The 26342-nt window shown below is 67.9% G+C and carries 14 protein-coding genes and 4 pseudogenes; 10 read left to right on the top strand and 8 right to left on the bottom strand.

Annotated elements, in window-relative coordinates; all coding sequences use genetic code 11:
* Positions 1–12 precede the first annotated feature (12 nt).
* Positions 13–879: a glucose-1-phosphate thymidylyltransferase RfbA gene (gene rfbA, locus SHTP_RS23060; RefSeq protein ID WP_096371898.1), complete on the top strand. Its 867-nt coding sequence runs from the start codon at positions 13–15 to the stop codon at positions 877–879.
* A gap of 36 nt (positions 880–915) precedes the next feature.
* Here rfbA and SHTP_RS23055 read toward each other — a convergent pair.
* The 3 genes and pseudogenes from SHTP_RS23055 to SHTP_RS23045 form a co-directional block, all read right to left on the bottom strand.
* Positions 916–2354, bottom strand: a pseudogene (locus SHTP_RS23055) (PE family protein).
* 1006 nt (positions 2355–3360) lie between these two features.
* Positions 3361–3885, bottom strand: a pseudogene (locus tag SHTP_RS29325) (PE family protein); the annotation flags it as partial.
* Between the two features lie 131 nt (positions 3886–4016).
* Positions 4017–5219, bottom strand: coding sequence for an ISAs1-like element IS2404/ISMul1 family transposase (locus SHTP_RS23045; protein WP_420873005.1), 1203 nt, complete (start codon positions 5217–5219; stop codon positions 4017–4019).
* A gap of 434 nt (positions 5220–5653) precedes the next feature.
* On the opposite strand from SHTP_RS23045, the gene SHTP_RS23040 reads away from it, so the two are divergent.
* On the top strand, positions 5654–8710 hold the full coding sequence (locus tag SHTP_RS23040; RefSeq protein ID WP_096371895.1) for a PE family protein: 3057 nt from the start codon (positions 5654–5656) through the stop codon (positions 8708–8710).
* Positions 8711–8803: 93 nt separating this feature from the next.
* Here the strand turns inward: SHTP_RS23040 and SHTP_RS23035 are convergent, their stop codons facing one another.
* The 3 genes and pseudogenes from SHTP_RS23035 to SHTP_RS23025 all read right to left on the bottom strand — a co-directional run.
* Complete coding sequence (locus SHTP_RS23035; RefSeq protein ID WP_096371894.1) at positions 8804–10093, bottom strand: pyridoxal phosphate-dependent aminotransferase; 1290 nt, start codon at positions 10091–10093, stop codon at positions 8804–8806.
* 30 nt (positions 10094–10123) lie between these two features.
* Positions 10124–13072: a (Fe-S)-binding protein gene (locus SHTP_RS23030; RefSeq protein WP_096371893.1), complete on the bottom strand. Its 2949-nt coding sequence runs from the start codon at positions 13070–13072 to the stop codon at positions 10124–10126.
* Between the two features lie 129 nt (positions 13073–13201).
* Positions 13202–13573 (bottom strand): annotated as a pseudogene (locus SHTP_RS23025) (LuxR C-terminal-related transcriptional regulator); the annotation flags it as partial.
* 64 nt (positions 13574–13637) lie between these two features.
* Here SHTP_RS23025 and SHTP_RS23020 point away from each other — a divergent pair.
* Entirely contained in the window at positions 13638–14840 is a 1203-nt protein-coding gene (locus SHTP_RS23020; protein ID WP_420873043.1) for an ISAs1-like element IS2404/ISMul1 family transposase, read from the top strand.
* Positions 14841–14856: 16 nt separating this feature from the next.
* Here SHTP_RS23020 and iniR read toward each other — a convergent pair.
* Positions 14857–17031 (bottom strand): annotated as a pseudogene (gene iniR / locus SHTP_RS23015) (isoniazid response ATPase/transcriptional regulator IniR); the annotation flags it as partial.
* A gap of 203 nt (positions 17032–17234) precedes the next feature.
* On the opposite strand from iniR, the gene SHTP_RS23010 reads away from it, so the two are divergent.
* From SHTP_RS23010 to iniC, 7 genes are all read left to right on the top strand, one after another.
* Complete coding sequence (locus tag SHTP_RS23010) at positions 17235–17774, top strand: Rv0340 family IniB-related protein (RefSeq protein ID WP_096371891.1); 540 nt, start codon at positions 17235–17237, stop codon at positions 17772–17774.
* Between the two features lie 282 nt (positions 17775–18056).
* On the top strand, positions 18057–19037 hold the full coding sequence (locus SHTP_RS30550; protein WP_231991199.1) for an IniB N-terminal domain-containing protein: 981 nt from the start codon (positions 18057–18059) through the stop codon (positions 19035–19037).
* Positions 19034–19189, top strand: coding sequence for a hypothetical protein (locus SHTP_RS30545; protein WP_420872921.1), 156 nt, complete (start codon positions 19034–19036; stop codon positions 19187–19189). Before SHTP_RS30550 ends, SHTP_RS30545 begins: the two co-directional genes overlap by 4 nt.
* 12 nt (positions 19190–19201) lie before the next feature.
* Positions 19202–19558, top strand: a complete 357-nt coding sequence (locus SHTP_RS30540) for a hypothetical protein (protein WP_420872920.1) — start codon at positions 19202–19204, stop codon at positions 19556–19558.
* Positions 19441–21009 carry a hypothetical protein gene (locus SHTP_RS30780; RefSeq protein WP_477505897.1) on the top strand — a complete coding sequence of 523 codons (1569 nt, stop codon included), beginning with the start codon at positions 19441–19443 and terminating at the stop codon, positions 21007–21009. Before SHTP_RS30540 ends, SHTP_RS30780 begins: the two co-directional genes overlap by 118 nt.
* A gap of 100 nt (positions 21010–21109) precedes the next feature.
* Positions 21110–22951 carry an isoniazid-induced dynamin-like GTPase IniA gene (gene iniA, locus SHTP_RS22985; RefSeq protein WP_096371887.1) on the top strand — a complete coding sequence of 614 codons (1842 nt, stop codon included), beginning with the start codon at positions 21110–21112 and terminating at the stop codon, positions 22949–22951.
* Positions 22948–24429, top strand: a complete 1482-nt coding sequence (iniC, locus tag SHTP_RS22980) for an isoniazid-induced dynamin-like GTPase IniC (protein WP_096371886.1) — start codon at positions 22948–22950, stop codon at positions 24427–24429. The genes iniA and iniC overlap by 4 nt, the downstream gene beginning before the upstream one ends.
* Positions 24430–24433: 4 nt before the next feature.
* Here the strand turns inward: iniC and SHTP_RS22975 are convergent, their stop codons facing one another.
* The gene (locus SHTP_RS22975; RefSeq protein ID WP_096371885.1) at positions 24434–26266 is read right to left on the bottom strand and encodes an Hsp70 family protein; all 1833 of its coding nucleotides are present in this window, start codon (positions 26264–26266) and stop codon (positions 24434–24436) included.
* Between the last annotated feature and the right edge of the window lie 76 nt (positions 26267–26342).

The following is a 26342-nucleotide window of genomic DNA, read 5'->3' as shown; positions in this document are numbered from 1 at the left end:
TAGGAGCCACTCATGCGCGGGATCATCTTGGCCGGCGGTTCGGGCACCCGCCTGTACCCGATCACCATGGGTATCAGCAAGCAGCTGTTGCCGGTCTATGACAAGCCAATGATCTACTACCCGCTGACCACCCTGATGATGGCCGGCATCCGCGACATCCAGCTGATCACCACCCCCCATGACGCTGCCGGGTTTCACCGCCTACTCGGCGACGGAACGCATTTCGGCGTGAACATCACCTATGCAACCCAGGATCAGCCCGATGGTCTGGCCCAGGCATTCGTCATCGGCGCCGACCACATCGGCACCGACTCGGTGGCATTGGTGTTGGGGGACAACATCTTTTATGGCCCGGGTTTGGGCACCAGCCTGCGCCGATTTCAAGACATCAGTGGCGGAACGATTTTCGCGTACTGGGTGGCAAACCCAACTGCCTACGGTGTTGTCGAGTTCAGCGCCGACGGGACCGCGCTCTCCCTGGAGGAGAAACCGGCCACCCCGAAGTCGCACTATGCGGTGCCAGGCTTGTATTTCTACGACAACGACGTGATCGAGATCGCGCGGAGCTTGAAGAAATCCGCGCGCGGCGAGTATGAGATCACCGAGGTGAACCAGGCCTATCTGAACCACGGCCGGCTCAACGTCGAGATGCTGGCCCGCGGAACGGCCTGGCTGGACACCGGCACGTTCGACTCGCTGCTAGACGCCGCCGATTTCGTCCAGACGCTGGAGCGGCGGCAGGGACTCAAGGTGAGTGTTCCCGAGGAAGTGGCATGGCGGTTGGGCTGGATTGACGACGAACAACTGATGCGGCGCGCACGCAGCCTGGTCAAGTCAGGGTACGGCAGCTACTTGCTGGAGTTGTTGGAAAGGAACTGATTTCAGCGCCAATCCGGTGCCCGACGGCTCGTACTATCAGGTATTCCCGATCGTGCCGATCAACAGCCCGCCGTTGCCCGGAAGGCCCGGGGTGCCGGCGCCCGATAGCCCGACGTCGCCGCTGTTTCCGCCATTTCCGATCAGCACGGCATCGCCGCCGTTTCCGCCGTTTCCGCCGGAGAAGCCGCCGTTCGGGCCGGGCGCCCCGCCCGCGCCGCCGGCCCCACCGTTTCCGATCAGCCCGGCCCTACCACCGCCACCGCCGTTGCCGCCGTCACCGGCGGAACTGGGGCCGACGAAGCCGGCTCCGCCGGTGCCGCCGCCACCACCGTTACCGAATAGCGTGCCGCCGGTACCGCCCTGGCCGCCATTGCCGCCGGTGGCGTTCATGAGGATGTTGCTGGTGTATGCGGCCCCGCCGACGCCGCCGGCACCGCCGTTGCCGAAGAGCCGGCCGTCGCCGCCTTGGCCTCCGTTACCGCCCACGGAGTCTGCGAGGGCGTTGGTGCTCTGTCCGCCCGCGCCGCCGGTACCGCCGGTACCCCCGAAGATGCCGGTGGGCCGCCGTCGCCGCCGTCGCCGTCGCCGCCCTGGGTAGCGCCGAACCCGCCGACGCCGCCACCACCGCCGTTGCCGAGCAGGGTGCCGGCCGCGCCGCCATTGCCGCCGACCCCGCCAGGCCCGACGCTGGCCAGACCGCCGGTACCGCCGATCCCGCCGTTGCCGAAGAGGCCGCCGGCGCCACCGTCTCCGCCGGCGCCACCCCCGGTCAATCCGGTGCTGGCGATGCCGCCCTGGCCCCCGGCGCCGCCGATGCCGAATAGTGCGCCGCCGGCACCCCCGGCGCCGCCGGCCCCGCCGTCGATTCCGGATCCACCGGTACCGCCGATGCCGCCCTGGCCCCACAAGAGCCCGCCGGCCCCACCCGCGCCGCCGGCCGCACCGGTGCCCACCGTTGACGCCCCGTCGGCACCGCCCGCGCCGCCGTTACCGAACAGTCCGGCCGCGCCGCCGGTGCCGCCCTGCTGCTCCAAGCCTCCGGACCCGCCCGCCCCGCCGTCGCCGAGTAACCAGCCGGCGGCGCCTCCGTTGGCGCCGGTGCCTGCCGCCCCGTTGGCGCCGTTGCCGATCAGTGGGCGCCCGGTCAGCGTCAGGACGGGCTGGTTGATGAGGTCCAGCGCGGTCTGCGCGACGTTGCTTGCTTCAGCTGTCGCGTACGAGCCGGCGCCGGCCTGCATTGCCTGCACAAACTGGGAATGAAACTGGGCGGCCTGGGCGCTGAGCGACTGATAGGCCTGTCCGTAGGAGCTGAACAACGACGCAACGGCCGCCGACACATCGGCAGCGCCGGCCGCCAGTACCGCGGTGGTCGGGGTGGCCGCGGCCGCGCCGGCCTCGCCCAGCGTCGACCCGATCCCGGCGATGTCCGCCGCTGCCGCCGTCAATGTCTCCGGTGCCACGAACAGAAACGCCATGTGATCCCTCCCATTTCAGGCCAGTGCGTGGCACAGCGGGAGGACCGCCCGGTCACCAACGACTGGATAGAAGCGCATCGTATGCTGGCAGCGGCACCACGTAGTGGTCTTTCGCGAACATTATTCAAGCGCGTAACGCGACCACTCGTGGCTACATTTTGCTGCCGCTGAATGCGGGTGGTTAGGGCGTCAGCCCCGCCATTCCGTCCTCGCCGATGAGTAGTCCGCCGATGCCGGCGGCGCCGGCGATACCCGGGCCCACCCCGCCGGAACCGGCGTTGCCGCCGTTGCCGATCAGCACGGCGTCACCGCCTTTACCGCAGGAGCCCCCGGTGCCGAATCCCGAGTTGTTGTTTCCGCCGGCGCCGCCGTCACCGCCCTGACCGACCAGTCCGGCCTTGCCACCGTTGCCGCCGTCCCCACCGTCGGCACCGCCCACACTGTCCCCGCCGGCCCCGCCGGCCCCGTCGGCTCCGCCGTCGGAGGCGCTGAAGCCGAATCCGCCGTTGCCGCCCGCGCCACCGGCACCGATGAGCATGCCGGCGTTGCCGCCGGCGCCGCCGTTCCCAGCCGCGTTGCCGATGGTCGCCGCGGCGCCGGCGCCGCCGTCCCCGCCATTGCCGAAGAGCATGCCGGCGCTGCCGCCCATTCCGCCGGCCCCGCCGAACAGGCCGCCCTCTCCGCCAGTGCCACCTGCCCCGCCAGCGCCGAAAAGTCCAAGGGCGGCCCCGCCGATCCCACCGTCGCCCCCCTGAGTCAGGCCGGACCCGCCGGCCCCGCCGTCCCCGCCGGCGGCGAACAGGCCGGTGCCGCCGTCGCCGCCATTGCCAGCAAAGGTGCCGAACCCGCCGACTCCGCCATCGCCTCCAGCGCCGAACAGTCCGCCGGCTCCGCCGAGCCCGCCGATGCCGCCGGTGGTGTTGTTGCCGAAACCGCCCGCGCCGCCGCGGCCGAATAGCAGTCCGCCGTCCCCGCCATACCCGCCGTTTCCGCCGGGTATGGCGCCGACGAGGCTCGATGCGGTGCCGCCGGCACCGCCGGCTCCGCCGGTGCCGAACAACAGCCCACCGGCCCCGCCGTTGCCGCCGTTTCCGCCGGCGACGCTTGCCGTGCCGGGGGTTCCGGACCCGCCGGCTCCGCCGTTGCCGATCAACCACCCGGCGGCCCCGCCGTTGGCGCCGTTACCGATCAGCGGGCGCCCGGTAGCCGCCAGCACGGGAGCGTTGATCGCGTCGAGCAGCGGCGATACGGCCGCAGCCTCGGCGGCCGCATACGAAGCCCCACCCCCGCTCAAGGCCTGCAGAAACTGCTCGTGAAACGCCGCCGCCCGCGCGCTGAGCAACTGATAGGCTTGGCCCTGCGCGTCGAACAGCGCCGCAACCGCCGCCGACACCTCGTCGGCGCCCGCGGCCAGCACCGCGGTGGTAGGGGCCACCGCTGCCGCGTTCGCCGCGCCTATCGTTGACCCGAGGCTGGCTAAATCCGTAGCTGCCGCAGTAAGCGCCTCCGGCGCCGTGATCACAAATGACATTTCGACCACCTCACCAACACGTAGCGACCCATAACTCACCGTTCAACGCCGTCCCGGCGATCGCTGCTAACCATCAATCGACGGGACTAGACCCATCGTTGCTGCTGGGCGCAGGGCTCCGGCGTTGTTGATTAGCAGGCTTGTGAGCTGGGGAATTGTGGATTGAGGAGGTCTAGGCGGCGGTTGGCGGTCAAAGCGGTGATCCGGCAGGCTTCGGCGATGTTGTCGGCGCCGTTGAGGCGGTGCAGATTGATCGCGGTGTTGCGTAGCGTTGCTAGGACCTGTGCGCCGTTTCCGGTATGTGCCCTTTGACGGTCTTCGTCGAAGGTGACGTCGCGTATCCAGTGCAGGCTGTTCTCGATTCCCCAGTGTTGACGCATCCAGGTCATGATCGCGGTAGGGCGGGCGTGCTCGAACGGCAGGCTGCAGATGGCATAGACCACCTCCACGCTGCGCTGGTCGGTGGCGGTGATCAAGCGTTCACGAGTGATCCGGATGATTTGTTTTGCGTAGGGGAAGCCGATTCCTCGTGCAGCGGTGATGATTTGCAGGGTGCGGGTCTCGACACGGCCGTGGCCGCGGGAGTCGTCGGTAGCGGCTGCGGGCACCTCGGCCCAGGGCAGCGCGGTGATACGCGCAAGTATTTTGGCTTGGTTGGACTTGACGATCATCAGGTAGTGCGACTTCAAGGTGGCGCAGATCAACTTCGCGGTGACGACCTGGGTATGCATCGCATCCACGGTGACCAGCCACCGCAAGCTACCCGGCAGCAGCGTGAGCAGGGCACGTACGCAGGGAATTTCATTGCTTTTCTCGGCGACAGCGAGTTGACCGAGCACCAATCGGGCACGGTGGGCGAACACCGACACGAGATGCGTGGCTGTCGCTTTGGCGCGTAAAGCACCACGCAGCATCTTGCCGTCCAACGCGATCGGCACCAATCCACTGGGGTCGCTGCTGGCCACGTGTGCAGTGAAGTAACTGCCCATCCTGGCGTTGAGGTCGGCGGGGTCTAGCCGAGACAAAACAGCGCGGAAGGTCTTCTCACTGGGCCGCCGGAACCGGACCCCTAATTGGGCCAACACATCATCGGGAGCGGTGGCCGCCCATGTGGCAAAACCAGCATAGCCGCGCATCCCCGCGGCAGTGGCCAGAACCGCGATCGCCAACAAAGCCATCAGCGAATACCTCCGACCGCGTGGGTCCCTCGGGTCTGGCACCGAGGCCAACACATCGAGAAACTCCGATCCGATGAGCTCGCTGCGCCCACCAGGACTCCAGCGGTCGAACACCTCTGGAACCGACGACACAGGCAATACTGAAACGGTAGGCACGAGCAACTCCAGACCAACGACGAACAGTAACCAACTCGATCGTTCTCCAGATAGCCCGTGCCTACACTCCGGCCCCAATAGCGCGGCACCAAAGATCATCAACCCAGCTCACAAGCCTGCTAATCAACAACGCCGGAGCCCTGCTGCTGGGCGCAGCCAATTGGGCAAATTCGCAAAGTATTAATGCGGCACGCACAAGATTCCTCGTGATCGCGCCGCCCCGGCCGCGTAATGCGAGGGCCGTCTCGGGGGCGGATTCAAGCCGGTCGTGTCCTCGGTACTGACCTGCGCCGCGAGGTTTCTGCTGCGAGTTTGCTGTGTCATTTCGCAAAAAAACCTGTGTGGTCAAAGCTCTGAGTTCGCCGGGGTTACCCTCTGCTGATTCTGAGCGCGATTCACCAGTAGTCGACGGCTAATCGGTTGGGAGACTTGCGATGTCGTATGTGGTGGCAATACCGGACATGCTGGCATCGGCGGCCGCCGATGTGGCTGGCATCGGCTCATCGGTCGGCGCGGCCAACACCGCGGCCGTGGGGGCGACGACCGGGGTGATGGCCGCTGCCGATGATGAGGTGTCGGTCGCGATTGCGGCGTTGTTTTCCGGCCATGGCCAGGCTTACCAGGCGATCAGTGCCCAGGCGGCGGCGTTTCACGACCAGTTTCTGCGGGCCTTGACCGGAGCGGGCGGCGCCTACGCGGCCGCCGAAGCGGCCAATGCTTCGCCGTTGCAGGCCGCGGAGCAGGAGGTGCTGGCGGTGATCAACGCGCCCACCAACGCGTTGTTGGGGCGTCCGTTGATCGGCAATGGCACCGATGGACTGGCGGGAACCGGAGCCGCCGGTGGTGCCGGGGGGCTCTTGTGGGGCAACGGTGGCAACGGCGGATCCGGCGCGGCTGGCCAGGCCGGCGGGGCCGGGGGAGCGGCCGGCCTGATCGGCACCGGGGGTGCTGGGGGTATGGGTGGGGCCGGCGGCGGGGCCGGCGGGATGGGCGGCAGCGGCGGCTGGTTGTTGGGCAACGGCGGGGCCGGCGGGGCCGGTGTCGTCGGCGGCGCAGGTGTGAGCGGTGGAGTCGGCGGAACCGGTGGCAACGCGATGCTGTTCGGCAACGGCGGGGCAGGGGGCATGGGTGGGGCCGGCGCGGACGGCGCCGTGGGCGCCGCCGGTACCGCGGGGACCTCGACTTCGGCGGGCGGTGTTGGCGGCGCAGGCTGGGACGCCACCGCCGCCGGAGTGCTTGCGGCCACCGGTGGCGACGGCGGCGACAGCGGTGGCGGGGGCGCTGGCGGTAACGGGGGCGCGGGCGGGGCCGGCGGGCATGGGTCGGCCTTGTTTGGCGCGGAAGGCGCGAACGGCAACGGCGGGGCCGGTGGCGCCGGCGGAAACCCGGGGGCGCCCGGCAACGGTGGTACCGGTGGGGTCGGCCCCGACGCGGCCACCTCCGGGGGCATGGGCGGCACCGGTGGTGACCCCGGCGCGGTCGGCGGTGGCGGCAACAGCGGGGCGGCCGGTGGCGCGGGTGCGGTCGCTGGTGCCAGCGGTGCCGCCGGCACCATCATCGCCGGCAACGGAGGAAATGGCGGTGCCGGCGGGGCCGGCTATGCCGCCGATGGCCCTGCCGGCCCCGCCATCGGCAACGGTGGCGACGGCGGACATGGTGGCGCGGGCGGCTTCTACGGCAGCGGCGGTGCTGGCGGGGCCGGTGGTAACTCCGCACCCGGCGGCGGGAACGGCGGCAATGGCGGCACCGGCGGCGACAGCGGTGCGATGGGAAGCAGCGGCGGTCGGGGCGGCGCTGGCGGCGTCGGCACCAACGGCGGGGCCGGTGGCGGCGGCGGCAACGCAACTAGCTACGGAACCGCAAACGCCACCGGTGGCGCGGGTGGCGATGGCGGCGCCGGTAGCAGGGGTACCGGGGGCACTGGCGGTGCCGGGGGTGGGGGCGGCGCCGCGCAGATCCTCAATGGCGCCTCGGCCGCTACTGCCACGGGCGGTGCCGGGGGTGCCGGTGGCGACGGGAACGATGGCGGCAACGCCGGTGTGGGCGGTGCTGCGTCGACTAGGGGGGCTGGAAACGTCACCGGCGGCACCGGCGGCGATGGCGGCACAGGCAGCACCGGCAACGGCGGTTCCGGCGGTGACGGCGGGAACGTGGAAGTCAATAACGACGCTTCTACGGTTTCCTTCGTCGGCGGCGCCGGTGGCCACGGTGGGGACGGCGCCACGGACGGCGGCGCCGGTGGGGATGGCGGCAGGACCACTATCGATGGCGCTGGCTCCAGGGCCACCGCCACCGGCGGCACTGGCGGGGACGGCGGCAACGGCGGTACCGGCCACGGTGGGGGTGGCGGTCCCGGCGGCACCGCGATCAACTACGGAGCCGGCGACGCCTTCGGTGGCGCCGCTGGGAAGGGCGGCACCGGTGTCGTCGGCGGCAACGGCGGCTCGGGCGGTGCGGCGTACAACTACGGAACCGGAAACGCCACCGGAGCCGACGGAGCGGCCGGCACCGACGGCATTACCGGAGCCGGCGGGTCCGGCGGGTCCGGCGGCGCCGCAAGCGTCCTCAACAGCGCCTCGACCGCCACTGCTACCAGCGGCAGCGGCGGTGCCGGTGGCGACGGTACCGACGGCGGAAACGGGGGGTCGGGCGGTTTTGCCTTCACCTTCGGGACCGGAAATATCATCGCCGGCGTCGGCGGTGATGGTGGCACCGGCAGCACCGGAGTCGGTGGGATCGGCGGTTCGGGTGGCGGCGCGGACATCAACAACGGCGCCTTCACGGTTGTCCCGCAGGGCGGTGCCGGCGGTCACGGCGGCGATGGCGCCACCGATGGCGGGGCCGGCGGTGCCGGTGGATTCACGGAAATCGACAGCAGCGCCTCAGTGCTCGCCGCCACCGGCGGAGCCGGTGGTGATGGCGGCAGCGGCGGCACCGGCCGCGGCGGGACCGGCGGCGTCGGAGGTGTTGGGATCAACAACGGAAGCGGAGAGGCCATCGGGGGCGCCCCAGGCGCCGGCGGTACCGGCGCCGTCGGGGGTGACGGCGGCCAAGGCGGTGCCGCGTACAGCTACGGAACCGGAGATGCCACCGGTAGCGCTGGCGCGGCCGGCACCGCCGGCACCACCGGCGTCGGGGGGACCGGCGGTGCCGGCGGTGCCGCATACACCCTTAATGGCGCCTCGACTGCCACGGCCACCGGCGGCATCGGCGGGAACGGTGGTGACGGTGGCACAGCCAACGGTTCCAACGGCGGAAACGGCGGCGCCGGCGGTTATGCCTCGACCACGGGAACCGGAACCGCTAGTGCCGGCAATGGCGGTCGCGGGGGCGACGGTACGGCAACCGTCGCCACCGGCGGCACCGGCGGGGTTGGCGGTAATGCCCACGCGCCCGCGGGCAGTCCCGTCCCCGGCGTCGGTGGCAAAGGCGGTAACCCCGGACCCGGGGGTAAGCCCGGCCCGAACGGCGCGGACGGCATCGTCGTATAGCCGGCAATGCGCCACGGTGGTGCAAACGGGATCGGCACCGGCGGATGCGCCGAATCGACAACGAGCGGGGCGCCCGCAACTCCGGATTCGGTGCTACTGCCGGTAGCTGACTAGGAAGTTGCCCAGGCGCTCGATGGCCGCTGCCAGATCACGCGACGACGGCAAGGTCACCAGGCGCAGGTGATCCGGCTCCGGCCAATTGAACCCGGTCCCCTGGGTGACCAGGATCTTCTCGGACAGCAGGAGATCGAGCACGAGTTGTTCGTCGTCGGCGATGTCGTAGACCTCCGGGTCCAGCCGGGGAAACGCATACAGCGCACCCTTGGGCTTGACGCAGGACACCCCGGGAATTTCGTTGAGCTTGGACCAGGCGACGTCACGCTGTTCGAGCAGACGACCGCCGGGGAGCACCAGATCATCGATGTTTTGGTGGCCGCCCAGGGCAACCTGGATCGCATGCTGGGCCGGGACGTTCGGGCACAAGCGCATGTTGGCCAGCAGGCTGATTCCCTCGATGAAGCTGCTGGCGTGCTCCTTGGGGCCGGTGATCGCCAGCCAACCCGCCCGGTATCCGGCAACGCGGTAGGCCTTGGACAGGCCATTGAAGGTCAGGCACAGCATGTCCGGGGCGAGCGTGGCCACGCTGATGTGCTTGGCGTCATCGTAGAGGATCTTGTCGTAGATCTCGTCGGCGAGCAGCAACAGTTCATGCTTGCGGGCCAGCTCCACCATCTGGGTGAGGATTTCGTGGCTGTAGACCGCGCCGGTGGGGTTGTTGGGGTTGATGATCACCAGCGCCTTGGTGCGCTCGGTGATCTTGGACTCCAGATCGGCGATGTCGGGCTGCCAGTCCTGCGTCTCGTCGCATAGGTAATGCACCGGAGTGCCGCCGGCCAACGAGGTCGACGCCGTCCACAGGGGATAGTCGGGTGCGGGAATCAGCACCTGATCGCCGTTGTCGAGCAAGGCCTGCAGCGTCATGGTGATCAGCTCGGAGACACCGTTGCCCAGGTAGACATCGTCGACGTCGAATTGGGGAAAGCCGTCGACGAGCTCGTAGCGGGTGACCACGGCACGTCGGGCCGGCAGGATCCCTTGCGAGTCGGAGTACCCCTGCGCATAGGGCAGCGCCTGGATCATGTCGCGCATGATCACGTCCGGCGCCTCGAAGCCAAACGGCGCGGGGTTGCCGATATTGAGCTTGAGGATCCGATGCCCTTCGGTCTCCAGCCGCGCGGCCTGCTGGTGCACCGGACCGCGGATTTCGTACAGGACGTCCTGAAGCTTGGACGACTGCGCGAAGGAACGCTGGCGCTGGTGGTTGGAGGAGTGCCAGGGCAGCTGGTGAGTGGTCACGTCAACCATGGTCTCATCGCTGTCCACTGATATTTGCTGACAGGTGTCAAGCCACGGTCAGCGCTTGCCCGGCGGACGCGCACCCCGTGCCATGCCCAGACCCTTGACCGGGGCGGCCGGCGCCGCAGGTGGAGTCGGTTCCCCATCCTGCTTGCTGGCCGGCTCGGGTTCCGGCGTTGCCTCGGGCTCCGGCTGGGCGGGGGCCGCCGCGGAGGGCGCTTCCGCCCGCGCGGGTGCCTTCTTCGCCCCCGGACGCTTGGCGCCGGTGGCGATTCCCAGCCCTTTGACCGGGGCGGCGGGTGCGGCAGGTTCCGCGGGCGCGGCCGTGGCCTCGGGAGCCGGTGCCGTCGCGGCCGCTTCCGGTGCCGCAGCAGCTGGTGGCGCTGCCTTCTTGGCCCCAGGTCGCTTCGCGCCCGAGGCCATACCCAACCCCTTGACCGGTGCGGCGGGTGCGGCCGCCTCGGCCGGCTTGGTTTCGCCGGTGGGCGCGGCCGCCTTGTTGGCGCCGGGTTTCTTGGCGCCCGCGGCCATACCAAGGCCCTTGGCCGGTGCGGCCGGGGCCTCCGCTGCCGCGGTTTCGGCTGCTGGCGCCGGAGCCGCCTTCTTGGCGCCCGGTCGTTTCGCGCCACCAGCCATGCCCAGCCCCTTGGCCGGTGCGGCCGGGCTGGCCGCTGTGGCGGCGGCCGGGGCCTCAGCAGCCTTCGCGGGTGCCTCGGCGGGCGCCGGGGCGGGCGCGGCCGGGGCGGCGGCCTTAGGCGCAGCTTTCGCCCGCTTTTCGGCTTCCTTTGCGGCCGTGCCTTTCTCCGGCAGCGTTGCCTTTTCGCGGTCGAGCGAGCCGAGCAGCACCTGGGCCACGTCGAGTACCTCGACACCGGAACGGCCCGCTTCTTCCTGCCGGTCGTTGACACCGTCGGTCACCATCACCCGGCAGAACGGGCACGCGGTGGCGATGGTGGAAGCGTTGGTGGCCAGCGCCTCGTCGACGCGTTCGTGGTTGATCCGCTTGCCGATGTGTTCTTCCATCCACATGCGGGCCCCGCCGGCGCCACAGCAGAAGCTGCGCTCGGCGTGGCGTGGCATCTCGGCAAGGTTGGCCCCGGCGGCGCCGATCAGCTCACGCGGCGCCTCGTAGACCTTGTTGTGCCGACCCAGGTAGCACGGGTCGTGATAGGTGACATCTTGGGAAACCGGGGTGACCGGGACCAACTTCTTGTCGCGGATCAGCCGGTTGAGCAGCTGGGTGTGGTGCAGCACGCTGTAGTTGCTGCCCAGCTGCCGGTATTCCTTGCCCAGGGTGTTGAAGCAGTGCGGGCAGGTGACGACGACCTTGCGGTCGACGGTCTCCACGCCCTCGAAGACGCCGTCGAGGGTCTCGATGGCTTGCTGGGCCAGCTGCTGGAACAGGAACTCGTTGCCGGACCGGCGGGCGGAGTCACCGTTGCAGGTCTCCCCGGCGCCCAGCACCATGAACTTCACACCCGCGGTGGCGAGCAGCTCGGCGACGGCCTTGGTGGTCTTCTTGGCCTTGTCGTCGTAGGCGCCGGCGCAGCCCACCCAGAACAGGTACTCGTAGCCGTCGAAGCTATCCACGTCCTCGCCGTAGACCGGGACATCGAAGTCGACTTCGTCGATCCAGTTGGTCCGGTCCGAAGCGTTCTGGCCCCACGGATTGCCCTTGTTCTCCAGGTTCTTGAACAGCACCGACAGCTCGGAGGGGAACTCCGACTCCATCATCACCTGGTAGCGGCGCATATCGACGATGTGATCGATGTGCTCGATGTCCACCGGGCATTGTTCGACGCAGGCGCCGCAGCTCACGCAGGACCACAACACGTCGGGATCGATGACACCACCCTGTTCGGCGGTACCGACCAGCGGGCGCGCGGCCTGCTCGGGACCGTCTCCGGGCACCCGGCCGAAGCCGGATTCGGGCACGTGGTGGCCTTCTTCGGCGGCGGTCTCGAGGTCAAGACCCTCGAGCAGATCCGCGGTCTTCTCACCCAGGATGTAGGGCGCCTTGGCCATCCAGTGGTCGCGCAGGTCCATGATGACCAGCTTGGGCGACAACGGCTTGCCGGTATTCCAGGCCGGACACTGTGACTGGCAGCGCCCGCACTCGGTGCAGGTCGCGAAGTCGAGCATGCCCTTCCAGGTGAAGTCCTCGATCTTGCCGCGGCCGAAAATGGCGTCGTCGGGCGGGTTCTCGAAGTCGACCGGCTTGCCGTCGGCTTCCACCGGCAGCAGCGGACCCAGCCCGTCGGGCAGCCGCTTGAAGGTGACGTTGATCGGAGCCAAGAAGATGTGCAGGTGCTTGGAGTGCAGCACGATGATCAAGAACGCGAGCATGACCGCGATGTGCGCCAACAGCGCCGTGGTTTCGATGATCTCGTTGGCGGGCTGACCAAGCGGGCGCAGGATCGCCGCGAACAGCTGGGACAGGAATGCGCCCTTGCCGTAAGGAAGCGTTTCGTTGTTGACCGCTGAGCCCCGGACCAAGACGTAAGTCCAGATGACGTTGAAGATCATGAACAGAACGAGCCACGCACCGCTGTTGTGCGAGCCATAGAAGCGCGACGCCCTACCGATCTCGCGCGGGTTCCGCTTGATCCGGATGATGGCGAAGGTAGCGATGCCCAGGAACACCGCGGTGGCGAAGAAGTCCTGCAGGAAGCCCAGCGCGTCCCAGTGGCCGATCACCGGGATGGAGAAGTTCTCCACGAACAGGAACCCGTAGGCCTCGATGTAGACCGTGAGCAGGATGAAGAAGCCCCACATGGTGAAGAAGTGCGCGATGCCGGGGATCGACCATCTCAGAAGCCGCCGCTGACCGAACACCTCGGCGATCTGCGTCCAGATCCGGGCGCCGATGTCATCGGTACGTCCCGAGGCTGGTTGCCCAGACATGATCAGCTTGTACAGCCACCAGACCCGACGCAGTGCGAGCACGACCACGACCGCGGTCATGCCCATTCCAACTGTCAGTCTGATGAGCATCTGCGTGGTCACCGAAGTACTCTCCAATGCATTTCAGTGTGCTTACTGGCAGCTCGACCTGCTCATACTGACATCTTTGGTTAATTCGCCGCGAGAAAGGCTGTCCTAACCTAGGCTCGCTCGCTTTAGGACATTTTTGTCTCAGCCCGGTGCCGTCAACATCGCCCGCAGCATCGACAACATCTCCGAGCGAGAGCCCGCGCCGAGGCGACGACGGATCCGCGCGACGTGGTGTTCAACCGTCTTCGCGGAGATGAACAGCTGGGTGCCGATGTCGCGGTAAGGCATGCCCAACAGCAGTAGCTCGGCGACTTCACGTTCGCGATCGGATAGAGGGGATCCGGCCGGTGGCTGGCGGGGTGCGGGCGCCGCACCGGCGACCGGTTCCGCATCGGTGAGATCGTCAAAGCCGCTGGCCAGCTTCAGGTCTCGAGCAGGGCTCCGGCGTTGTTGATTAGCAGGCTTGTGAGCTGGGTTGATGATCTTTGGTGCCGCGCTATTGGGGCCGGAGTGTAGGCACGGGCTATCTGGAGAACGATCGAGTTGGTTACTGTTCGTCGTTGGTCTGGAGTTGCCCGTGCCTACCGTTTCAGTATTGCCTGTGTCGTCGGTTCCAGAGGTGTTCGACCGCTGGAGTCCTGGTGAGCGCAGCGAGCTCATCGGATCGGAGTTTTTCGATGTGTTGGCCTCGGCGCCAGACCCGAGGGACCCACGCGGTCGGAGGTATTCGCTGATGGCTTTGTTGGCGATCGCGGTTCTGGCCACTGCCGCGGGGATGCGCGGCTATGCTGGTTTTGCCACATGGGCGGCCACCGCTCCCGATGATGTGTTGGCCCAATTAGGGGTCCGGTTCCGGCGGCCCAGTGAGAAGACCTTCCGCGCTGTTTTGTCTCGGCTAGACCCCGCCGACCTCAACGCCAGGATGGGCAGTTACTTCACTGCACACGTGGCCAGCAGCGACCCCAGTGGATTGGTGCCGATCGCGTTGGACGGCAAGATGCTGCGTGGTGCTTTACGCGCCAAAGCGACAGCCACGCATCTCGTGTCGGTGTTCGCCCACCGTGCCCGATTGGTGCTCGGTCAACTCGCTGTCGCCGAGAAAAGCAATGAAATTCCCTGCGTACGTGCCCTGCTCACGCTGCTGCCGGGTAGCTTGCGGTGGCTGGTCACCGTGGATGCGATGCATACCCAGGTCGTCACCGCGAAGTTGATCTGCGCCACCTTGAAGTCGCACTACCTGATGATCGTCAAGTCCAACCAAGCCAAAATACTTGCGCGTATCACCGCGCTGCCCTGGGCCGAGGTGCCCGCAGCCGCTACCGACGACTCCCGCGGCCACGGCCGTGTCGAGACCCGCACCCTGCAAATCATCACCGCTGCACGAGGAATCGGCTTCCCCTACGCAAAACAAATCATCCGGATCACTCGTGAACGCTTGATCACCGCCACCGACCAGCGCAGCGTGGAGGTGGTCTATGCCATCTGCAGCCTGCCGTTCGAGCACGCCCGCCCTACCGCGATCATGACCTGGATGCGTCAACACTGGGGAATCGAGAACAGCCTGCACTGGATACGCGACGTCACCTTCGACGAAGACCGTCAAAGGGCACATACCGGAAACGGCGCACAGGTCCTAGCAACGCTACGCAACACTGCGATCAATCTGCACCGCCTCAACGGCGCCGACAACATCGCCGAAGCCTGCCGGATCACCGCTTTGACCGCCAACCGCCGCCTAGACCTCCTCAATCCACAATTCCCCAGCTCACAAGCCTGCTAATCAACAACGCCGGAGCCCTGAGGTCTCGAGCCAGTTGCAACATGGCTCCAGAGACCCGGGCATCGGGCGTCTGCAGGGCGGCTTGACCGGCCAGCTTGGTCGCGTCAGACGTCATTCCCACGCCCGACAATGACCGGGCGGCGACGGTGACCTCCTCGACATCCAGCTGGTCGGCCAGCACTCGCAGCCACGTCCGTCCGGCGACCGACAGGACATGCGCCAGAGCGTTCTCGGCAGCGGCTGCGCCAAGCGCCCGTCCGTGTGGTGCAACAGCACCTGGCGAGTTGGCCAGGATTCCCGCATGCACCCCGGCCCAATGAAGTGAGTTTGACCACAAGACCGGGTTGCCAAGTGAATTCAGCAGCGAAAAGGCCTGATCCAAAGTGTGTTGAAGCTGGTCCACCTGGCGATTACGGGCGGCCGCTACCCACAATTCGCCCAACGGCAGCAATGCGAACAGGTCGAGGGAATACTCGCCGAGCACCTCCATGGCCGCATTCCAATGCTTTTGCAGTGCACCGGCATCACCACTGCGGCGTGCGATCGCGGTTTCAAGTGCCGCGGCCCACAGTGCGTCGCGTCGATGCATTGGTGCACCGGAGCAAGCCGCGGTGACATCAGCACTGGCCGACGGGAGTTGCCCCTCTTGCATCTTGATCCAGCCGGATAGCAGCAGGTGGCGCTGATGGAACACCTGGTCGGTTCCGGAGCGCACCGCACGCCCGATCACGCTGCGTGCGCGGACCGGATCACCGCCATGAATCGCGGCCAACGTCACCAGCGCGGCCGGGCTGTCGGGGATTGCCTCGGTGATCGGTTGGTCCGCCGCGATGGCCTGCCCCAGCTTCGCCATGGCCACCGGATATGGCTGATCCATGGTCAGCAGCAGTCCGTCGGCAAGACCGCGCGCGGCCCGCGCCGCCATGGTCGGCGGGCCGGTGTCGTTCACGTCTAGCGCGGCGCGGGCGGTCTCCAGATCACCCACCGCAGCGAGCACGATCGCCGCTGACGAACCAACGACCGCATCCGGGTAGGGGCCCAACCACCCGAACAGCTCGGCCGCTTGACCCGCGTTGCCCTCATGGGTCGCCACGCTGGCCGCGATCCGCACCGCCGCGGCGCGTTGCGCGGAATCCGCGGAGCCAAGCAGCTCGTCGGCCAACGCCGCCGCGCCCGCACAGTCGCCGGTGCGGGCCAGCGCATCGGCCAATTGGGATTTCAGTTCTGTTGCGCCGGCACTGACGGCCGCCCGGTAGAGCCGCGCCGTCTGCGCGGGTTCACCGCGCGCGGCCGAGGCGTATCCGGCGAGGGCGGTCGCCAATCGCTCACCGTGCAGCCCGTGCTCGGCCAGCCGCAGCACGAGATCTTGTGACATCGGCGAGATGTCGAGTTGTGATCGCAGCAGGGAGGTCTCGACCTCATGGTGGTGTGTGTTGCCGACGATGTGTACGACCGCCTCATGTACCAGCCGCAGGAAGGCGGGCGGATGTGACGGCTCGACCAGTCCGCTGGCGTGCACACGATCGACGAGCTGACGCGCTTCCGAGGTGGACACGCCAAGCGCGGCGGCCACGTCAGTGGTTCCCGATTCCTGGGTCAACGACATGATGAGCAGCGCATCCAGGGTGGGTTCGTCGAGTCGGCGCAACCGCTCGATGAGGGCAAACCTGGCCGCCGGTACCGGGGAGTCGGTCTCGCGGGATACCGCCTCGACCAAGAACGGCATACCCGCGGTGCTATCCCGAAGTTGGTCGGCGACCGGCAACGGACCCAGCGATATCTGGGGTCGTTCGCGTTCTATGGTCGTCGCGAGCGCACGCAGCGTGGGGTGTTGCTGATAAAGCTGTGTGCCCACCACCACGGTGGCCTGGGGATCTGCGGCCCACTCGGCCAGGCGCAGTAGTTCGTCCTCGGTGAGTAGGTGGGCGTCGTCGACCACGAGCGCCGCCTCGGAGGGTTCGCAGTCCTTGGTGGGATGGGTACGGACGGTAACCCCGGTGCGGCGCAGGGCGTCGCGGACGGTGCCCAGCACGGTTGTCTTGCCGGTCCCGATGCCGCCGCCGATCAACGCCTTCACCGGGGTCGCGCCGCCGCTTGCGAGTTCATCGATCAGCCCGCGTGCGGGAGCGGGAACCGCGGCCGAGTTAGGGGGCGCCGACGTGTCGTCGCGCGAAGCGTGGCCCTCGGACACTCCATCTCGCTCTCCCCGGGCATCACTTGCGGGTGACAGCGGATTTCTGGCCATACTGTTTCTTACCCCGGAACCCCAAAATCCCCTAACGCGCCACCCCCTAATGGGGTCGCGGGATACGCGGGTTGGACACCGAACACATTGGTGGCATCACCGGATAGCATCGTCCCCGACGCGGAAAATGTGCGATTTGGAGGCGCGAGATGGCTAACTCGTTGCTCGATTTCGTCATCGAGCTGGTGCGTGACCCCGCGGCGGCCGCACGGTATGCGGCCAACCCCGCGCAGGCTATCGCCGATGCCCACCTTACGGACGTGACCAGCGCCGACGTCAACAATCTGATCCCGATGGTGTCGGATTCACTGTCCATGGCCGGCCCGAGCGGGGCGATTGCCGGGGCACAACCTGCCGATCACGGCAACGTTTGGGCGAGCGGTGCGGCGGCGGCCGCGCTGGACTCGTTCTCGCCGCATGTTGCCGGGGCGGTCGTCCCACAGCACCAACCGTCGGGCGGCGTGATCAACGAACCAACACCCGTCGCCTCCGGTGAAGTAACCGCCGATCCGCATCCCGTAGCGTTCGAACCCCATCAGCCATCAGTGCTGTTCACGGGTGCTGAGACGCCCGACCCGACCTTTGACCACGGCGTCCTGCCGGCGGCTGATCCGGCTATCTGGGATCACCCAGTCGATCACCCGCATGTCACCGAGCCCGATCACCACGGCTTCGGCATCCACGGGTGAACGCCGTTCGCTAGTGATCTAGCTAGCCGCCTCTTGCGGCCCGTCATTGGTATGTGACGTGTAGAAATGCTGGTTTTTTTGGGGCGGTTCCCGCATGCGCATTGGGGGTGCTCAATTTCCCCTAATCCCCTAATGGGGTGGCCCGGTCGATCCCGGTGGGTACTCGTTGGGCTGGGGGATCTGGCCCCGATTTCGAGGAAGGGCCAAATCCATAGCGTTTATGGCAGAGCGCCGGTCGTTTCGGCGAACAACTTCACACATTCGATTGAAGGGACAATGAAGATGACCTCGCTTGTCGACTACATCCTGAGCCTGTTTCGCAGCGAAGACGCGGCACGGTCGTTCGTCGCATCTCCCGGGCAGGCCATGACCAACGCCGGACTGGTCAACGTGTCTTCGGTGGAGATCTCGTCGGCCGCGGCCAATGCGCTGCCATTTCTTAACCTTGGTGCTGGGGACCCGATTGGGGGATTGCAGCAAGCGGTGGCGGACCAATACGGGCTTGCGCCGGCCTCGGAGGTGGGCGCCGCGTCGAGCTACGTTGCTCAAGATGCGGGTGCTGTCGTTGCTCAAGACGCTGCCGCGGTCGTGAGTGACGCGGGAGTCGCTGCGGCTGATGCGGGCTTTGCCGGTGCAGACATCGGTGCCTCGGTGGCGAATGTCGTTGCGGCCGACATTGGGGCAGGCCTGGCCAGCGGGCTGACAAGCGGTCTGGGAGCTGGGTTGTGGAGCCAGAGTGGCCTCGGGTGGCAGACCGGTGTCGGCGGAGTTGTTCCGGGCCTTGCCTACACGCAGGCAACCGGAGACTTCGGCGGCCAGGTTGGGCTTGCCAGCCAGGTCGGCCGGGGCTTCGGGGCCGGTATTCAGGCCGGGTTCGGTGCGCAAGCCAGTGCCGGTCTCGGGCTCGGGTTCGGCGCCCAGACCGGCCTGGGCGCACAAACCGGCCTGGGCATCGGAGCCGGTTTTGAGGGGGGATTTGCCGGTCAGACCGCTGTCGGTGGTGGGCTCGGACTTGGACTCGGCGGCGGGTTGGGTGGTCAGGCTGGGCTTGGTCTCGGCGGCGGGTTCGGCGGCGCTGGTGAGTTTGGTCTGGGCGGTGGATTTGTGAGCCAGGCTGGGTTTGACGCGCAGCTGGGCGCTCAGGCCGGCGCCACGGTTGGCGCCGGGATCGGCGGCAATGCTGGTCTTGATGTTGGTGGCGTGCTCGGCGGTCAGGCCGGGCTTGGTTTGGGGGGGTGGGTTTGTGAGCCAGGCTGGGTTTGACGGGCAGCTGGGTGGTCAGGCTGGCGTCGGTGTTGGTGGCCAGGCCGGTGGTGCGGTCGGCGGTAGCGCTGGCGGTGCGATCGGCGGTGGCTTCGGTGGTGGAGCTGGCGTGGGTGGTCAGGCTGGGCTTGGTTTGGGGGGTGGGTTTGTGAGCCAGGCTGGGTTTGACGCGCAGCTGGGCGCTCAGGCTGGCGTCGGTGTTGGTGCCGGTGTTGGTGGCCAGGCTGGTGGTGCGGTCGGCGGTAGTGCTGGTGGTGCGATCGACGGTGGCTTTGGTGGTGGGGCTGGCGTGGGTGGTCAGGCTGGCGTCGGTGTTGGTGCCGGTGTTGGTGGCCAGGCCGGTGGTGCGGTCGGCGGTAGTGCTGGTGGTGCGATCGGCGGTGGCTTCGGCGGTGGGGCTGGCGTGGGTGGTCAGGCTGGCGCCGCTGTTGGCGGTAGCGCCGGCGGTGCGGTTGGCGCAGGTGCGGGCTTTGGAAGCCGCGTCGTTGGCAATGGCCAGGTTGGCGCCGGTGGCCAGGTAGGCGGTGGCATCGCGGGCCAAGCGGGCGGCGGCATCGCTGGCCAGGCAGGTGGCGGCATTGCTGGTCAGGCCGGTCTTGCTGGTCAGGCGGGTCTTGCTGGTCAGGCGGGTCTTGCTGGTCAGGCGGGCATCGCCAGTCAGGCAGGTCTTGCTGGTCAAGCCGGTCTTGCCGGTCAGGCGGGCATTGCCAGTCAGGCCGGTCTTGCCGGTCAAGCGGGCATCGCTAGCCAGGCCGGTATCGCCAGCCAGGCCGGTATCGCCAGTCAGGCAGGTCTTGCTGCCGGTGGTTCGGCAGGTATCGCCAGCCAGGCCGGTCTGGGTATTGGTGGCCAGGCGGCGCTGGGTGGGCAAGCGGGTGCCGCGGTCGGTGGCGGGCTTGCCGGCGTGGGCAACGTCAGCGGCCTGACCGGCATCGGTGGCAACGCATCGCTGGGAGCCACCGGTCAAGCCGGATTGATTGCCAGCGAAGGCGCCGCGCTCAATGGTGCTGCCACCCCACATGTTTCAGGCCCGTTGGGCGGTGTGGGAGTTGGCGGTCAGGCCGGCGCAGCCGGCGGTGCGGGCTTGGGCCTCGGGGCTGGCAGCCGGGGCAGCATCCTGAGTGGTGACAGCACCACCTTGGGCGGGCATCCCAATCCGCAGCCCGCCGCCCTGGGCGCAGCCGGTGGTACGGGCATAGGGGCCCATTCCGGTGCGGGCGGCGGAATGGCCGCCGGGCTGGGCGGCAGCGTCGCGGGCGGTGCAGGCGCCGAGGCGGCTGGCGGATTTGGTGGCGGTACCCACATTGGCGGCCAGGCCGGGCTGGGTGGCAGCGCGGCGGGCGGCGCGGGAACGGAGCTGGGTGGCACGGCGGGTAGCCCGGGAGCCGGAATGGGCGCCGGAGTTGGCGGTTGCACACACGCTGGCGGCCAGGTAGGCCTCGGCGGCGGGAGCACCGCTGGCGGCCAGGCCGGCCTCGGTGGCGGGAGCACCGCGGGTGGATCGGTGGGCCATGGAGACATCCTTGGCCAGGAAGGCACCACCCTCGGGGGCAACGGCGGCGTCAGCGGCGGGATCCCGCCGGTAGAGCACGGGCCGACCATCCCTACCGGTCAAGGGCCCGTCATCCAGGGCGGCGGGGGTGCCGGAGCCGGGGCCGGCGGTCAGGTGAGCCCACCGTCGGGCAACGGTCCCGTCATCCAGAGCCCGGGCGCCGGTGCCGGTCACGGTGGCGCGAACCCGCCGGTGATCAATGCGCCCGCGCCGCACGTCGCGACGCCGACGCCGGCGCACACTCCGCCGGTTGAGCACGCACCGGTGGTGACACCGCAACCGCACGTGCCGGCCGAACAGCCGGCGCATCACGAGCCGCCGAGCCCCTCGGTGTTCGGTCACGAGCCTCCGGTGACCCACACACCGCCGGTGCATGTCGATCCGCCGTCACACGGTCCGGTTGACCCGCACGGGTTCTGAGCCGTAATCGCGAAACCGGCGGGGACCTTCGTGGTCCCCGCCGGTTTATGCGCATACCGTGATCTGAAATACACAGCGACCGAGAAAGTGGGGCAATGCGGTGACCCAACCCGATGACCCGCGTCGGGTCGGCGTGGTTGTCGAACTCATCGACCACACCATCGCGATCGCAGAACTCAACGAGCGCAATGACCTGGTGGGGCGCTTGCGCCGTGCTCGCCAGCGGATCACCGATCCACAGATCCGTGTGGTGATCGCTGGGCAGCTCAAACAGGGCAAGAGCCAACTGCTCAACGCTCTGCTCAACCTGCCCGTGGCGCGAGTGGGAGATGACGAGGCCACCGTGGTGGTCACGGTGGTCAGCTACAGCCCGCAGCCCTCGGCCCGGATCATCGTGGCCGCCGGGCCCAACGGCGAAACCACCTCGATCGACGTCCCAGTCGACGACATCAACACCGACTTGCGCCGGGCGCCGCAGGCGGGTGGCCGCGAAGTCCTGCGGGTCGAGATCGGCGCACGCAGCCCGCTGCTGCAAGGCGGGTCGGCTTTCATCGATACCCCTGGCGTCGGCGGCCACGGGCAGCCCCATCTGTCTGCGACTCTGGGGCTGTTGCCAGACGCTGACGCCATGTTGATGGTCAGTGACGCCAGCCAAGAATTCACCGAACCGGAGATGTGGTTTCTGCGAAAGGCGCATCAGCTCTGTCCGGCCGGGGTGGTGGTTGCGACCAAGACCGACCTCTATCCGCACTGGCGCGAGATCGTCAACACCAATGCCGCGCACCTGCAGCGCGCTCGGGTGCCAATGCCGATCATTCCCGTCTCGTCGCTATTGCGCAGTCATGCGGTCACGCTCAACGACAAGGAACTCAACGAGGAATCCAACTTCCCGGCGATCGTCAAATTCCTCAGCGAAAAGGTGCTCTCCCGTGAAACCGACCGGGTGCGCGATGAGGTGCTGCGCGAAATACGTTCGGCTGCCGAGCAATTAACGATCTCCGTGGACTCCGAGCTGGCGGTCATCAACGATCCCGCACTGCGGGACAGGTTGGCGGGCGACCTGGAGCGCCGCAAGCGCGAAGCCAACGATGCCTTGCAGCAGACCGCACTCTGGCAGCAGGTGCTCAACGACGGATTCACCGACCTGAGTACCGATGTGGATCATGATCTGCGGGCCCGGTTCCGTGCCGTTACCGAAGACGCTGAGCGTCAGATAGATTCCTGCGATCCGACCCTGCACTGGGCGGAGATCGGCACCGATGTGGAGAACGCGATCGCCACCGCCGTCGGCGACAACTTCGTCTGGGCATATCAGCGCGGCGAGGCATTGGCCGACGACGTTGCCAGGTCTTTCGCCGACGCCGGTCTGGACTCGGTGCTGTCCCCGGAACTGAGCAAGCGGGCCATGGGGGCCGAGTTCGGTCAGCTCAAGGCCCCCGCCCAACTGGAAGCCAAGCCGGCCGGCAAGGCCCAGAAAGTGGTGACCGGCTTGCGGGGTTCCTACGGCGGCGTCGTGATGATCGGCATGTTGTCCTCGGTGGCTGGGCTGGGTCTGTTCAATCCCGTGTCAGTGGGGGCCGGGTTGATACTCGGCCGGATGGCCTACAAGGAAGACCGTGAAAATCGGCTGCTGCGCGCGCGTGCTGAGGCCAAGACCAACGTGCGGCGCTTCGTCGACGATGTCTCGTTCGTGGTTGGCAAGGAATCGCGCGACCGTCTCAAGATGATCCAGCGGACCCTGCGTGACCACTACCGCGAAATCGCGAACGAGATCACTCGGTCGTTGAACGAATCGCTGCAGGCCACGGTCACCGCCTCGCACTTGGAAGAATCCGAGCGCGACAACAGGGTTCGCGAACTCGAGCGACAGCGCAACATCCTCGGCCAGGTCACCGACAACCTGCTGAAATTGAGCCCCCGGGCGAACCTAGGACGAGCGTGAGCACCAGCGATCGGGTCCGCGCAATTCTGGGCGGAACCATTCAGGCCTACCGTGGTGAGCCGGCCTACCGCCAGCGCGCGGACGTCTTCTACGAACTCGACCGCATTGGTGCCCGGCTGAGCGAACCGATCTGCATCGCGCTGGCCGGCACCCTCAAGGCGGGCAAATCCACGCTCGTCAACGCGTTGGTCGGCGACGATATCGCGCTGACGGACGCCACCGAGGCCACCCGTATCGTCACCGAGTTCCGGCACGGCCCTACTCCCAGGGTGACGGCCAACCACCGTGGCGGGCGCCGCGTCAACGTGCCCATCACCCACCGGGATGGTCTCAGCTTCGATCTGCGCCGGCTCAACCCGGCCGAGATCGCGGATTTGGACGTCGAATGGCCAGCAGAAGAACTCGTCAATACCACGATCATCGACACCCCCGGAACGTCGTCGCTGAACCGGGATACCTCCGAACGCACGTTGCGGCTGTTGGTGCCCGCGGACGGGGTGCCCAGGGCGGATGCCGTGGTCTTCCTGCTGCGAACCCTCAACGCCGCGGATATCGCGCTGCTCAAACAGATTGGCGGCTTGGTGGGGGACTCGGCGGGAGCGCTGGGCATCATTGGGGTCGCCTCACGGGCCGATGAGATCGGTGCGGGCCGGATCGATGCCATGTCCTCGGCCCAAGACGTGGCGAAGCGATTCACCGCCGAGCTGAGTCAGACGGGCATCTGTCAGGCCGTGGTGCCGGTATCCGGACTGCTCGCGCTCACCGCACGCACGCTGCGCCAGAGTGAATTCGCGGCGCTGAAGAAGCTGGCCGGCGCCGACAGCACCGAACTCAACAAGGCACTGCTCAGCGTGGATCGCTTTGTCCGGCCGGATAGTCCGTTGCCGGTGCACGCGGGCACCCGCGCGCAGCTGTTGGAGCGGTTTGGCATGTTCGGAATTCGTATCTCGATCGCCGGCCTGGCGGCGGGGATCGCGGATTCGGCTGGGCTGGCCGCCGAACTGCTCGAACGCAGTGGGCTGGTGGCCCTGCGGGAGGTGATCGATCAGCAGTTCGCGCAGCGCTCAGACATGCTCAAGGCACATACGGCGCTGGTCTCGCTGCGCCGGTTCGTGCAGGCGCACCCGGTCATGGCGACGCCGTCCGTGATCGCCGATATCGATCCACTGCTGGCCGACACACACGCCTTTGAGGAACTGCGTGTGCTGAGCCTGTTGCCTTCGCAAGCAACGACATTGAATGACGAAGAACTCGTCTCGCTGCGGCGCATCATTGGCGGCTCAGGCACCAGTCCCGCCGCCCGGTTGGGGTTGGATCCGCAGCACCGGCACGACGGTCCGCGGGCCGCTTTCGCCGCGGCGCAACGCTGGCGCCGGCGTGCGGATCATCCGCTCAACGACCCATTCACCACCAGAGCCTGCCGCGCCGCGGTGCGCAGCGCCGAGGCGATGGTGGCGGAGTTCGCCGCACGCCGCTGATCGGCTAGGCCCCTGGCGCCTCGGTGGTCGGCGTGATGGGCGCGGCCGTCGTCGTCGACGGTTGTTGGGTGGTGGTCGGCGGGGCGGTGGTCGTTGGCTGCGTGGTCGTGGTTCGGGTGGTGGTCGGCTGGGTGGTCGGGGGCGTGGTCGTGGTCGTCGTCGTGGTGGTCGGCGTGGTCGTGGTCGTTGTCGTTGTCGTTGTCGTAGTGGTGGGCTGGGTGGTCGTGGTGGTCGCCGACGGCGATGTGGTGGTCGTGGAGGGCGGCGTCGGGGTTATCACGGTCACGGTGGGGCTGCTGTTGGGCCCCAAGATCGTCGTCGTGATGGGTTCCGGTGGGGGCGCCGGAACCGTGGTGTTGACCGGCTTGTTGTTGGACGTGCCCAGCGTCAGCCCCAACACCACCGCGACCAAGATGGCTAGCCCGGCCGCGGCCAGGCTGAACACCACCGCCGCGCGTTTGTACCACGGCAAGGGGGCGGCTTCGGCGTAGCGGTCCTGATCGGGGTAGTCGTAGCGGGGCGCGTAGTCGGTGGCTGGCTCCCGGCCGTATTCGCCGGTGGCGTCGGGGCCGGTGTAGGGCACCGGTTCGTTGCCGGTGTCCGCGTCCTGGGACCAGGCGAGGGCTCGATATGTCGCCGATTTGGCGTTGTCAGATGCGGATTCGGAGGCCGCCGCACTGCCGGCCTGGTTCGCCCACGCTGTGGGCGAGACCTCGGTCATGGCGCCGATCGTGCCGGCGGCGCCGACAATGTTGGTTGGCATGTCGACCGCGGGCCCGGCGCCGGTGGGAGCACCGGCCGACGATTGATCTTGGCCGAGCATCGCCGCGCCGATGGCCGCGCTGAATATCGGTTGTGCCGTGGTGAATACGGGTACCTGCAGGCGTTCCGACAGCCGGTTGCCGATCAGCGGGATGGCAGCGCCTCCGCCCACGGCCGCCACCGCGGCCAGGCTGGGCCGTGGCACTCCGCTGCGCTGCAGCATGTCTTCGACCGAGCCGATGAATCGGTCCAGGGGTTGGGTGATGAGCTGTTCAAGCTCGTTGCGGGAAAACCTGATATCGGCACCCGGCTGCCCCGCCGCGCCCGTTGCGATGGTGGCCACCGGCGCCGCCGACAGGTGTTCTTTGGCGAACCGGCACCCGCCGAGCAGAAGCGTGACCGACCCCATGCTGGTCGCCGTACCGGAAACCTCGGCGCTGTCGATACCGGGGGTGACCGTCAGGAGATGATTCAAGATGAGTTGGTCGATCTCGTCGCCGGAGAACTCCCGGTACCGGAAGGTCGGGCCGATCTGCTGAAGACTCGAACCAACTTGGGCCAGCGTTACGCTGGTGCCGCCGGCGCCGAAATCGCACAGCGCCACCACGCCGCTGGCCGGGAATCCCGGTGTGGGCCGCAGCGCTGCCAGTGCGGCCGCCGCATCCGAGACTACCGCCGCAGCAACACCGTTGGGCGCCAAGGCCGGCTCGGTCAGCAACGCCCCGCGCAACGCGCCAAGTTGAGCCCCCGACCAATACGCGGGTGCGGCGATTGTGACCGGCGAACCGTAGCCGACCGTGCGCGCCAACGCGCTCAGGGCTTGCACGGCCAGCGCCTCGCCGAGGTATTTGGTGCCGTCGGCCGCGATCAGCGGCGACTGGTCCCCAACTCGTTCGACGAATCCCCGTAGCACTAGGCCAGCGCCGGCGAGGCCGGGGTTTTCCTCTGGCAGACCGACTTCGGCCGCTTGGTGCTGAAATAGATGCAACACCGATGCACGTCGCAGCGGGGCGCCGCCTGCCCGGGTAGCGACCAGGTTGGCCACCCCGATCGACAGCCCGAGCGACTCGCTCATATCCTACACCCCTGTGTCCCTTGTCTTTGCCAGCGATCGCTGGCCGCTGGCCGTTCCCCACCATAACCGCCGCTGA

The organism is Mycobacterium ulcerans subsp. shinshuense (assembly GCF_002355775.1).
In the GTDB taxonomy this organism is placed as follows: domain Bacteria; phylum Actinomycetota; class Actinomycetes; order Mycobacteriales; family Mycobacteriaceae; genus Mycobacterium; species Mycobacterium marinum.
Note: the sequence above shows the minus strand (reverse complement) of the source record. Positions and strands in the feature narration are given on the sequence as shown.